9 protein-coding genes are annotated in these 10,873 nt (G+C 74.1%); 6 read left to right on the top strand and 3 right to left on the bottom strand.

What is annotated here, in order from left to right; genetic code table 11:
• Nucleotides 1-218 precede the first annotated feature (218 nt).
• Complete coding sequence (locus EAO70_RS12345) at nucleotides 219-1,262, top strand: isopenicillin N synthase family dioxygenase (RefSeq protein ID WP_148003064.1); 1,044 nt, start codon at nucleotides 219-221, stop codon at nucleotides 1,260-1,262.
• 165 nt (nucleotides 1,263-1,427) lie between these two features.
• On the opposite strand, the gene EAO70_RS12340 is transcribed toward EAO70_RS12345, so the two are convergent.
• A complete protein-coding gene (locus EAO70_RS12340) occupies nucleotides 1,428-2,528 on the bottom strand; it encodes a citrate synthase 2 (protein WP_148003063.1) in 1,101 nt (366 codons plus the stop codon).
• A gap of 236 nt (nucleotides 2,529-2,764) precedes the next feature.
• Here EAO70_RS12340 and pdxH point away from each other — a divergent pair, with 236 nt between their 5' ends.
• Together pdxH and EAO70_RS12330 are read left to right on the top strand one after the other, a co-directional pair.
• Nucleotides 2,765-3,439 carry a pyridoxamine 5'-phosphate oxidase gene (gene pdxH, locus EAO70_RS12335; protein ID WP_261992862.1) on the top strand — a complete coding sequence of 225 codons (675 nt, stop codon included), beginning with the start codon at nucleotides 2,765-2,767 and terminating at the stop codon, nucleotides 3,437-3,439.
• Between the two features lie 179 nt (nucleotides 3,440-3,618).
• Complete coding sequence (locus EAO70_RS12330) at nucleotides 3,619-4,947, top strand: PAS domain-containing protein (protein ID WP_148003062.1); 1,329 nt, start codon at nucleotides 3,619-3,621, stop codon at nucleotides 4,945-4,947.
• Between the two features lie 305 nt (nucleotides 4,948-5,252).
• Here the strand turns inward: EAO70_RS12330 and EAO70_RS12325 are convergent, their stop codons facing one another.
• Nucleotides 5,253-6,020, bottom strand: coding sequence for an SIS domain-containing protein (locus EAO70_RS12325; protein ID WP_148003061.1), 768 nt, complete (start codon nucleotides 6,018-6,020; stop codon nucleotides 5,253-5,255).
• 184 nt (nucleotides 6,021-6,204) lie between these two features.
• On the opposite strand from EAO70_RS12325, the gene EAO70_RS12320 reads away from it, so the two are divergent.
• The 3 genes from EAO70_RS12320 (at nucleotide 6,205) to EAO70_RS12310 (ending at nucleotide 9,921) form a co-directional block, all read left to right on the top strand.
• A complete protein-coding gene (locus EAO70_RS12320; RefSeq protein ID WP_148003060.1) occupies nucleotides 6,205-6,894 on the top strand; it encodes a metal-dependent transcriptional regulator in 690 nt (229 codons plus the stop codon).
• Nucleotides 6,895-7,526: 632 nt separating this feature from the next.
• A complete protein-coding gene (locus EAO70_RS12315; protein WP_148003059.1) occupies nucleotides 7,527-8,417 on the top strand; it encodes an alpha/beta fold hydrolase in 891 nt (296 codons plus the stop codon).
• Nucleotides 8,418-8,700: 283 nt separating this feature from the next.
• Nucleotides 8,701-9,921, top strand: coding sequence for an FG-GAP-like repeat-containing protein (locus EAO70_RS12310; protein ID WP_148003058.1), 1,221 nt, complete (start codon nucleotides 8,701-8,703; stop codon nucleotides 9,919-9,921).
• A 67-nt stretch (nucleotides 9,922-9,988) separates the two neighbouring features.
• Here EAO70_RS12310 and EAO70_RS12305 read toward each other — a convergent pair whose 3' ends face one another.
• Nucleotides 9,989-10,513, bottom strand: a complete 525-nt coding sequence (locus EAO70_RS12305) for a carboxymuconolactone decarboxylase family protein (RefSeq protein ID WP_148003057.1) — start codon at nucleotides 10,511-10,513, stop codon at nucleotides 9,989-9,991.
• Nucleotides 10,514-10,873: the final 360 nt, after the last annotated feature.

Genomic DNA, 10,873 nt, shown 5'->3' with positions numbered 1-10,873 from the left:
GCAGTACTCTGGTCGCATGCCTACGCTCGTACGCCGTCGCCACGTGGACCTCCTCCGCGTCACGACCATGAGCTGTCGCCGCTCCGCCTGACCCTCCCGGGGCACCACCACAGCCCCCCACGGGTCCCTCGTTCAGAGCCCAAGCCGACCGGCACCCGTGGCCCCCGCCCCATCCTCGGCGGCCGCCCCGGGCACCCGTAGACCCCGCGGACGCACCCATGACACGCAGCTCGTACTCCTCGCAGCTCCCCATCGTCGACCTCTCCGCCGCAGACCGCGACCCGCAGGCCCGGCGGCTGCTCCACGCCCAGCTCCACTCGGCCGCCCACGACGTCGGGTTCTTCCAGCTGATCGGACACGGGGTCACCGAGGCCGAGACGCGGGCCCTGACCTCCGCCATGCGCGCCTTCTTCGCCCTGCCCGAGGCCGACCGCGTCGCCCTCGACAACATCAACTCGCCGCACTTCCGCGGCTACACGCGCATCGGCGACGAACGCACCGCCGGCGCCCGCGACTGGCGCGACCAGCTCGACATCGGCGCCGAACGCCCCGCCCGGCTGCCCGGACCCTGGGAAGCCCCGTACTGGTGGCTCGAAGGCCCCAACCAGTGGCCCGAGGCCCTCCCCGAGCTGCGCACCGCCGCCCTGCACTGGATCGAGCGGCTCAGCGGGGTCGCCGAGCGGCTCCTGCGGGAACTGCTCGTCTCGATCGGCGCGCCCCAGGACTTCTACGACGACATCTTCGGCCCGCGCGCCCACCCCCACCTCAAGCTGGTGCGCTACCCCGGCAGCAGCGGCGAGGGCGACGACCAGGGCGTCGGCGCGCACAAGGACTACGGCTTCCTCACCCTGCTCCTCCAGGACCAGGTGGGCGGGCTCCAGGTGCAGCGCGAGGACGGGGACTTCCACGATGTGCCGCCGCTGCCCGGCGCGTTCGTCGTGAACCTCGGCGAACTGCTCGAAGTGGCGACGAACGGCTACCTGCTCGCCACCAACCACCGGGTGGTCTCGCCGCCCGGGGCGACCGAGCGCTACTCGGTGCCGTTCTTCTACAACCCACGGCTCGACGCCCGGATCAGCCCGCTGACCTTCCCGTACGCGGAGACCGCGCCCGGCGTCACGGCCGACCCGGCCAACCCGCTGTTCGCCGAGTACGGGCGCAACGAGCTCAAGGGCAAGCTGCGGGCCCACCCGCTGACGACGGCCCGCCACCACGCGGACCTCCTGCTGCACCCGGAGTCCCAGCCGGCGCTGTCGGTCTAGCGCCGCGCCCGCCGGTCCGGGCCCCGCCGGTTCGGGCCCCGCCGGTCCGGCCCCGCTTCACCGCGGCGAACCGGCCCCGCCCCCACCASAKCGCGACCCCGCCGCGACCGTCCCGACTGTGCGGGTCGGACCGTCCCGGCGGGGTCGCGTTCTGGTGCGGCGGGATCAGCCCGCGATGTCGCCGTAGCCCTCGATCTCGCGCGGGTCGCGCTGGCCCGGCCCGGTGTAGCGGGCGGACGGGCGGACCAGGCGGCCGGTGCGCTTCTGCTCCAGGATGTGCGCCGACCAGCCGGCCGTACGCGCGCACGTGAACATCGACGTGAACATGTGCGCCGGGACCTCGGCGAAGTCCAGGACGATGGCCGCCCAGAACTCGACGTTCGTCGCCAGGACGCGGTCGGGGCGCCGGTTGTGCAGCTCCTCCAGGGCGGCCTTCTCCAGCGCCGCGGCCACCTCGTAGCGCGGGGCGTCCAGCTCCTTGGCCGTCCGCCGCAGCACGCGCGCGCGGGGGTCCTCGGCGCGGTAGACGCGGTGGCCGAAGCCCATGAGGCGCTCGCCCTTGTCGAGGGCCTGCTTCACGTACGCGGTGGCGTCGCCGGTCCGCTCGATCTCCTCGATCATGCCGAGGACGCGGGACGGCGCGCCGCCGTGCAGCGGGCCGGACATGGCGCCGACGGCGCCGGAGAGCGAGGCGGCCACGTCGGCGCCGGTGGAGGCGATGACGCGCGCGGTGAACGTGGAGGCGTTCATGCCGTGCTCGGCGGCCGAGGTCCAGTAGGCGTCGACGGCCTTGACGTGCTTCGGGTCCGGCTCGCCGCGCCAGCGGATCATGAAGCGCTCGACGACGGACTCGGCCTTGTCGATCTCGCTCTGCGGGACCATGGGCAGGCCCTGGCCGCGGGCGGACTGGGCGACGTACGAGAGCGCCATGACGGCGGCGCGGGCGAGGTCGTCGCGGGCCTGCTCGGCGGAGATGTCGAGGAGCGGCTTGAGGCCCCACACGGGCGCGAGCATCGCGAGGGCGGACTGCACGTCGACGCGGATGTCACCGGAGTGCACGGGGATGGGGAACGGTTCGGCGGCGGGCAGGCCGGGGTTGAAGGCGCCGTCGACGAGCAGACCCCAGACGTTGCCGAACGAGACGTGGCCGACGAGGTCCTCGATGTCGACGCCGCGGTAGCGGAGGGCGCCGCCCTCCTTGTCGGGTTCGGCGATCTCCGTCTCGAACGCGACGACTCCCTCGAGCCCGGGTACGAAGTCGGACATCAGGCGGCTCCTCTATCGATGATCGATCAATCGAGTGGTGGGCGATCGTGGGGATTCAACAGTCGTCCAGCCCAAGAGTCTGTACGGTTCCGATGATGCGGGGAAGCGTGACATCCGGCACACTCCACCGATCCGGCGAGGAAGGATTGGCGTCACGCCGTGCCGGGCAGACTGGGCCGCTGCGGCAGGATGACCCTGTGACCGATCCCGTGAACGACGCCCCGGATCCCGCGGACATGCGCGAGCAGTACCGCACCGACGAGCTGTCGACCGCCGACCTCGCGCCCGAACCGATCGCGCAGTTCACCCGCTGGTTCAAGGACACCGCCGCGAACCCGGCGATCCACGAGCCGAACGCGATGGTCGTCTCCACGGCCGCCGCCGACGGCCGCCCGTCCTCGCGCACGGTGCTCCTGAAGCACTACGACCGGGCCGGCTTCGTCTTCTTCACCAACTACGACTCCCGCAAGGGCCGGGAGCTGGCGGCCAACCCGTACGCCGCGCTGCTCTTCCCCTGGCACCCGCTGGCCCGCCAGGTCGTCGTCACGGGCCGGGCCGAGCGCATCGGCCGCGACGAGACCGTCGCCTACTTCAGGACCCGCCCGCACGGCTCCCAGCTCGGCGCCTGGGCGAGCCCCCAGTCCTCGGTGATCGCCTCCCGCGAGGAACTCCTCGCCCGCTACGAGGAACTGGCCGCCCGCTACCCCGGCGACACACAGGTCCCGGTCCCGCCGGAGTGGGGCGGCATCCGGGTCGTCCCGGACGCGGTCGAGTTCTGGCAGGGGCACGAGAACCGGCTCCACGACCGGCTGCGGTACGTCCGCGCGGGCAGCCCCGAGGACACCGGCGGCCCGGCCGCCGGAGGGGACCCGGACGGCGGTACGTGGCGGGTGGAGCGGCTCGCGCCCTGAGCGCCGCCCCGGCGCCCTGACCGGCGCACATGCCGCTGGCGTACCCGCACCGGTCCCCGCGCCGGCCTCGGCCCCGGTGCCCGTGTGCGCGTGCGTTTCCGCGGTGCAACGATTTCCGTGAAGGTGCTGTGCTCTGCGTCACGTTCCAGTTGAATGGCGGAAGTATGGGGGGTGCCGGGATGAGTGCTTTCACGGGGTCCGCGAGCGCGACCGCCTCCGTTCCCGGAGCGGGGGCCGATCTGCTGGCCGCACTGCTCGACGGGATGGACGCGGCGCTCTGCGCGTTCGACGCCGACGGGACGGTCACGCACTGGAACCGCGAGGCCGAGCGGATCCTCGGCTGGTCCGCCGCGGAGGCGGTAGGGCGGCGCGGGTTCGAGGGCTGGGCGGCGCGCAGCGCCGACGCCGAGGACATCCTGCGGCGGCTGATGGGGGTCATGAAGGGCCCCGGCCGGCAGGTCCACGAGCTGGCGCTGCTCCGCAAGGACGGCGGCCGGGTGCTCGTGCGCAGCCAGGCCGCCGGGGTCCGCGGCGCGGACGGCGCTCCGGCCGGGGTGTACTGCGCGTTCAGCGAGGTCCACGTCCAGCTCGACCTGGAACGGTCGGTCGCCCTCAGCGAGGCGCTGTTCGAGGACGCGTCCTGGGGGGTCGTCCTGGTCGACGCCGACCTGCGGCCCGCCATGGTCAACGGCCACGCGGCCCGCGCGTTCGGCACCGGGCGCACGGCCCTGCTCGGACGGCCGCTGGGCGATGTCGTCGTGCACGGCGCGGAGGAGCTGGAGGCGGCGATCCAGCACGTCCTCGCGGAGGGCACGCCGCCCGCGCCGGCCGAGGTGTGGGTGACGCTGCGGAACTCCGGGGAGGAGGAGCGGCGGCGGTGCTGGCGCAGCGGCTTCCTGCTGCTGTCCTCGCCGATGGCGGAGGAGCCGGTGCCGCTGGGCGTGGCCTGGCTGTTCCAGGACGTGACGGAGGAGCGGCTCGCGGCGCGCGAGGCGGACCGGCTGAGGTTCCGGTGGAGCCAGCTGCACCGGGCGGGGGCGGCGGCCGCGGAGTGCGAGGACCCGGCGGAGGCGGTCGCGGTGCTGCTCGACTTCGCGCTCGCCGGGTTCGCGGACCACGCGCTGGTCGACCGGGTCGCGGGCGAGCGGCGGCTGACCCGGGCCCTGACGACCCCCGCGGCGGCGGCAGGCCCGGTGTCGCCGGTGGTGGGCGGCGGCATACCCCTGCGGTACGGACCGAGGCATCCGGCGCTCCAGGCCTGGGACCGGGTGGGCACGGTCCGCGCGAGCGCCGGGCGCACGGCGGAGGTGTGGGCGGAGGCCCACCAGTGGCCGTCGGACGCGGCGCACGCGGTCTGCGTGACCCTGCGCTCCCGGGGCCGCACGCTCGGCGTGGTCACCTTCCTGCGCGCGGCGTGCCGCCGCCCGTTCGAGCGGGAGGACGCGGTCTTCGCGGAGGCGGTGGCCACGCGGGTGGCGGCGTCACTGGACCTGGGGGAGCGGGGCTAGGCGGGGCCGGGGCCCGTATACGAACGATGACGGAGTACGGCGACCGGATCTTCTACCGGCACTGATCGCGGACCGGCGCCGGTCTCGCACCGGCGCCGACCGCACGGGGCCCCGGGCCGCGGAGGAAGCGCCCGGGCCACGGCCGTACGTACGGCGTCGGGCCGGGGGGGCGGTCGTACGGAACCCGGCCTGGGCGACCGTACGGCCCCGGCCCCGGCGGCCGTACGGCCGTGGCCCGGGCGCTTCCTCCGCGGCCCGGGGCCCCGTGCGGTCGGCGCCGGTGCGAGACCGGCGCCGGTCCGCGATCAGTGCCGGTAGAAGATCCGGTCGCCGTACTCCGTCATCACGCGGCCGTTCCACTCGTGGCCGCCGTCGACGTTCCCGGAGCGCAGCAGCGGGGGCTCGATGCCGCGGCGGACGAGGTCCTCTGCCGCGGCGGCGAGCGTGGCCTGCATGAGGGCGCTGGTGACGACGGTGGAGGCGGGCGCGAAGGGGGCCTCGATGCCCTCGTGGGTGAGTTCCGCGTCGCCGACGGCGATCCGGGAGTCGAGGACGATGTCGCAGTGGTCCTTGAGGTACGTCCCCGAGACGTGCCGGGACTTGGTCTCCGTCGCGTACGCCACCGACGTGACGCCGATGACGGTGAGGCCGAGCGCGCGGGCGTTCATGGCCATCTCGACGGGCAGGGCGTTGCGCCCGGAGAGGGAGATGATGATCAGGACGTCCCCGGCGGTGGCGGGGGAGGAGTCCAGTACGGCCCCGGCGAGGCCGTCGACGCGTTCGAGGGCGGAGCCGAGGGTGGCCGGCATGACGTCGACGCCGACGACGCCGGGGACGACGAGCAGGTTCATCAGGGCGAGGCCGCCGGCCCGGTAGACGACGTCCTGGGCGGCGAGGGAGGAGTGGCCCGCGCCGAAGGCGAAGAGCCGGTTGCCGTGGGCGACGGCCTCGGCGATCGCGGCGCCGGCCGCGGAGATCTCGGCCGAGTCGCCGTCGCGGACCTGCTGGAGCAGGCCGATCGCGGCGTCGAAGAACTGTCCGGCCAGCTTGCTCTCGCCCGCGCTGTCGCCCATTCCAGAAGCTCCTTCTCGTCGCCGTCGTGTTCGCCGTCGTGTCATGGTCGTGCCCTGGTCGCCGATCACGGTGCGGTCTGGACCATTGCTCTGTCAATACCGCCTGGGGCCGGTGCGGTCCGGTTGTCGGCGCGATGCGTCAGAATTGGTGCAGGGCCAGCGCACGACTCATCGAGGGGCACGTATGTCCGGACTGATCGACACAACGGAGATGTATCTCCGCACCATCCTCGAGCTTGAGGAGGAAGGTGTGGTCCCCATGCGTGCCCGGATCGCCGAGCGGCTCGACCAGAGCGGCCCCACGGTGAGCCAGACGGTGGCCCGGATGGAGCGCGACGGTCTGGTGGCCGTCGCCAGCGACCGGCACCTGGAGCTGACCGAGGAGGGCCGCCGCCTCGCCACCCGCGTCATGCGCAAGCACCGCCTGGCGGAGTGTCTGCTCGTCGACGTGATCGGCCTGGAGTGGGAGCAGGTGCACGCCGAGGCCTGCCGCTGGGAGCACGTGATGAGCGAGGCCGTGGAGCGGCGCGTCCTGGAGCTGCTGCGGCACCCGACGGAGTCGCCGTACGGGAACCCGATCCCCGGCCTGGAGGAGCTCGGCGAGAAGGCGGAGGCCGAGGCCTTCCTCGACGACTCGATGGTGTCGCTGGCCGAGCTGGACGCGAGCGAGGGCAAGACGGTGGTCGTCCGCCGGATCGGCGAGCCGATCCAGACCGACGCCCAGCTGATGTACACGCTGCGGCGCGCGGGCGTGCAGCCCGGTTCCGTGGTGTCGGTGACGGAGTCCGCCGGCGGCATCCTGGTCGGCAGCAGCGGCGAGGCGGCCGAGCTGGACGCCGAGGTCGCGTCCCACGTCTTCGTGGCCAAGCGCTGACGCGCTGACGCCGGTCCCGGCCGGCTGAGCTCCACCGCGGGGTGTCCCGCCGTTCGTCGTGTCCGACGTCCGGCGGGGCACCCTTCGTCGTGTCGGCCCGTCCGCGCCCGACGCCCGTACGGCGGTCCCGACGGGCGCGACGGCCCTCGTGCGCCCCGGTTTACGCCGGAATGGCTACGCCCGCGCCCGGGTCGTGCCACGCTGGAGCGAACGTGGTGCGATACCGGGGAGGGGTGGGGGCCGTGCAGCAGACAGTCGTACGCCCGATGCCGTCCGCCCCGGCGGCCCGGACGCCCGGGGGCGTACGGCACCGGGTGGACGCCCGAACGGCCCGCGCGGCCCGGGCGGTGGCCGGTGTCCGCCCACCCCGGACAGCTGAGGGCCCCGGCGCCTTTCGGCGCCGGGGCCTGTCCTCCCCTGAGCTGACCTGGAGCCCCGAGCTCTCAAGGTCAATCCCCTCGGACCGTTTTCCCCGAGCGGTCCGCCTCCCGTTCAAGATCTCCCCTCGGCAGCGGCCGTCAATCCTTGAGCCCTGTCACTCGAACGAGGGGTGTTGTGCGGCAGGAGCGCATTTTCGAATGCGAGTTCGATAGTCTGGCGTGGTTCGACGGCAAGCAGAGGGGGTGCCAGGGATGGCGCGACGACTCGACGTCACCGGGGCCGACGGCGTACGGCTGGCGGCCTGGGACTTCACGCCCGGGGCCGCCCCGCAGGCGGGACCCGGCGTCTTACTCCTCCACGGCCTGATGGGCCACGCGGCCCACTGGTCCCCGGCGGTCGAGCGCCTCGCGGCGGCGGCCGCGCACCCCGACGCGGCCGCGGGCCCCGCGCACCGCCCCCGCACCGTCGCCCTCGACCAGCGGGGCCACGGGCACAGCGACAAGCCCCCCACCGCCTCCTTCACCCGAGAGGCCTATGTGGCGGACGCGGCGGCGGCGGTCGAGCAGCTCGGCCTCGGCCCGGTCACCCTCATCGGCCACTCCATGGGCGCCCTCACCGCCTGGCAGCTGGCGGCCGAGCGGCCCGACCTCGTCCACGCCCTCGTCATCTGCGACATGCGCGCCTCGGCGCTCGGCGCGGCCTCGCAGCGCGAGTGGCGGGACTGGTTCCGCGGCTGGCCGGCCCCGTTCCCCTCGCTCGACGCGGTCCGCCGCTGGTTCGGCGAGGACGACCCGTGGGTCGAGCGCCCGAACCCGGCCCGGGGCGCCTTCTTCGCCGAGGTGATGACCGAGCACCCGGACGGCTGGCGGCCGGTCTTCGACCCCGAGCAGATGCTGACCTCCCGCGAGACCTGGGTGCACGACGCCCACTGGGAGTCCCTCGCCCAGGTCCGCTGCCCGACGCTGGTCGTCCGCGGCCTGGACGGCGAGTTGGGCCGCGCCGAGGCGCAGGAGATGGTCCGGGTGCTGCCCCACGGGGCGTACGCGGAGATCCCCGACGCCGGCCACCTCCTCCACTACGAGCACCCGGACGCCTGGCGCGAGGCCGTCGGCCCCTTCCTGAGCGGGGTCCTGACCTCGTAGGACGAAGTCCCGTACGGGCGAGGGCAGATGCCCGGACGACGGCCGGACGCGGGCCGGGCATCGATCGGACGCGGCCCGGCCACCTCTCGGCCGCCTGCCGTCCGACGGCCGGCCGCCTGCCGTCCGACGGTCGGCCGCCTGCCGTCCGACGGTCGGCCGCCTGCCGTCCGACGGTCGGCGGCGGGACGGGGACCCTCCTGTCGGAGGCGTGGGCGCGACAGGGTACGTTCCCTGTTCGCGGCGCGTTCGAGGCCTTCTCCGCGCCGCCTCAGGGAGGAACTGCATGCGCACTTCTATGCTGCGGCGCCTGGCCACGGTGGCCACGGCGCTGGGGCTCAGCTCGGCCGGGCTCCTCGGCGCCGGCGCGGCCCCGGCACAGGCCGCGGTCGCCGACTGCCCGTCGGGCTACTTCTGCGCCTGGAAGACCGACAACGGGTCCGGCGCGATGTACAAGACGAAGGCGAGCGTGGCGACGCTCGGGACCTGGGACAACACGTTCCGGTCCGTCATGAACCGCACCAGCGGCTTCGCCTGCCTCTACGACGACCCGAACCACGGCCTCGACGGCGGCATCGGCGTCATGGACCCGGACCCCGCGGGCAGCGAGTGGGGCGGCCCCGGCAGCAACTCCGTCAGCTCGGTGAAGCTCGTCCCCACCGAACGCGAGTGCGCCATGGACGCCTACCCGGAGTGGTACGCGAACCAGGCCCCCAAGGCCGGCGGCTTCGGCGACCTCAACGGCGACCGCACCGCGGACGTCCTGGTCCGCGACAAGGCCGGCCGCCTCTGGTTCCTGGCCGGCGACGGCACCGGCAAGCTGGTCGGCGCCGGCGGCTGGAACGTCATGAACGCGCTGACCCGGCACGGCGACCTCACCGGCGACGGCCGCGAGGACGTCGTGGCCCGCGAGGCGTCCACGGGCAGACTCTGGCTGTACCCCGGCACCGGCACCGGCGCGCTCGGCGCCCGGAAGCTGATCGGCTCGGGCGGCTGGAACGTCATGAACAGCGTCACCGCCTTCGGTGACCTGTCCGGCGACGGCCGCTCCGACCTCCTCGCGGTCGAGAAGTCCACGGGCAAGCTGTGGCTGTACCCGGGCACGTCCACGGGCACGCTCGGCGCGCGGAAGCTGATCGGCGCGGGCGGCTGGAACGTCATGAACACCCTGGCCGCGCCCGGCGACCTGACCGGCGACGGCAAGGCCGACCTGCTCGCCCGCGAGACGTCGACGGGCAAGCTCTGGGTGTACCCCGGCAAGCCGGGCGCCCTCGGCACCCGCACGCTCGTGGGCAGCGGCTGGAACGTCATGGCCTCGTTCCTGGCCGTGGGCGACCGCAACGGCGACGGCAAGGCCGACCTCGCCGGGATCACGAACAGCGGCTTCGTCTCCCCGGAGATCCGCGGCGCCGGCGCCCTGGTCCTCTACCAGGGCACGGGCACCGGAAAGTTCGGCCCCGGCTCCCCGGAGACCGACACCTGGTGGAACCTGAACGGCGCGTTCTGACCCACCGCACCCGCAGGCCGAAGGCCCCCGTCCCGGATCCCCGGGGCGGGGGCCTTCCCCGTCCGGGTCAGTCCCACTGCTCGTCGGCGAGCGAGGCGACCGGCTTCGGCTTGCCGATCACGGCCAGGGCGATGAAGAAGCCGATCTGGCCGATGGCGATGGTCAGGGTGGCCAGCGCCTTCTCGTCGTAGTGCTTCGCCACCTCGGCGTACAGCTCGTCCGAGACGCGCTCCCGGCCGTGCGGGGCGGGCTGGAGAGTGGCCTCCACCAGCGCGAGGGCCGCGCGCTCGGCGTCGGTGAAGTACGGGGCGTCCTGCCAGGACGAGACCGCGGTGATGCGCTCCTCCGACTCCCCGGCCTTGCGGAGGAAGCCGGTGTTCAGGACCGTCAGATAGGTGTTGCCGACGATCTGCCCGGCCCGCAGGTGCACCAGGCTCATCGTGGCGCGCGGCACCGAGCGGTTCCCGGTCGCCCGGAAGAGGGCGGCGCTGACCTCGCTCAACTCCGGTACGAGGGAACCGGGGTCGGGCATCCGGGAGATCGGGCCGGCGGGGGCGGTGGCGGTCGTGGTGGTGGAGTCGGGGTGCGTCATGGCTGCTCTCCTTCGCGGCGTCCGGGGCGGCGCCTTCACACCACTGACGGACCGGCCCGCGAAGGTGTGACAGGAATCGGGGGACGAGTTTGCGCGCCGGGGGAGACTGCGTACCGCTGGGGAGATTTCCGTACCGCCGGGGGAGACTCCGTACCGCCGAGGTCCGGAAGAGGGGCCCTGGCGGGGGGGTGAGCCGCTCCTTCAGGGCGGCGCTGCGCGCCAGCACCTCGCGCTCCTCGCCCGTGAGCTCCAGCTCGACCGCCCGGGCGAGCCGGCCCACCCGGTGGCCTTCCCGCACAGTCCCCCGTCGGACCCCCGTCGGACCGCCGTCGGATCACCCCGCCGGACCCTGGTCGGACC

This window comes from Streptomyces sp. adm13(2018) (assembly GCF_008042145.1).
In the GTDB taxonomy this organism is placed as follows: domain Bacteria; phylum Actinomycetota; class Actinomycetes; order Streptomycetales; family Streptomycetaceae; genus Streptomyces.
Note: the sequence above shows the minus strand (reverse complement) of the source record. Positions and strands in the feature narration are given on the sequence as shown.

What these genes read in the sequence shown, in the direction of transcription:
- EAO70_RS12305 (WP_148003057.1), bottom strand. Translation starts at nt 10,513, where the DNA reads ATGACGCACCCCGACTCCACCACCACGACCGCCACCGCCCCCGCCGGC.
- EAO70_RS12325 (WP_148003061.1), bottom strand. Translation starts at nt 6,020, where the DNA reads ATGGGCGACAGCGCGGGCGAGAGCAAGCTGGCCGGACAGTTCTTCGAC.
- EAO70_RS12320 (WP_148003060.1), top strand. Translation starts at nt 6,205, where the DNA reads ATGTCCGGACTGATCGACACAACGGAGATGTATCTCCGCACCATCCTC.
- EAO70_RS12330 (WP_148003062.1), top strand. Translation starts at nt 3,619, where the DNA reads ATGAGTGCTTTCACGGGGTCCGCGAGCGCGACCGCCTCCGTTCCCGGA.
- pdxH (WP_261992862.1), top strand. Translation starts at nt 2,765, where the DNA reads ATGCGCGAGCAGTACCGCACCGACGAGCTGTCGACCGCCGACCTCGCG.
- EAO70_RS12345 (WP_148003064.1), top strand. Translation starts at nt 219, where the DNA reads ATGACACGCAGCTCGTACTCCTCGCAGCTCCCCATCGTCGACCTCTCC.
- EAO70_RS12340 (WP_148003063.1), bottom strand. Translation starts at nt 2,528, where the DNA reads ATGTCCGACTTCGTACCCGGGCTCGAGGGAGTCGTCGCGTTCGAGACG.
- EAO70_RS12310 (WP_148003058.1), top strand. Translation starts at nt 8,701, where the DNA reads ATGCGCACTTCTATGCTGCGGCGCCTGGCCACGGTGGCCACGGCGCTG.
- EAO70_RS12315 (WP_148003059.1), top strand. Translation starts at nt 7,527, where the DNA reads ATGGCGCGACGACTCGACGTCACCGGGGCCGACGGCGTACGGCTGGCG.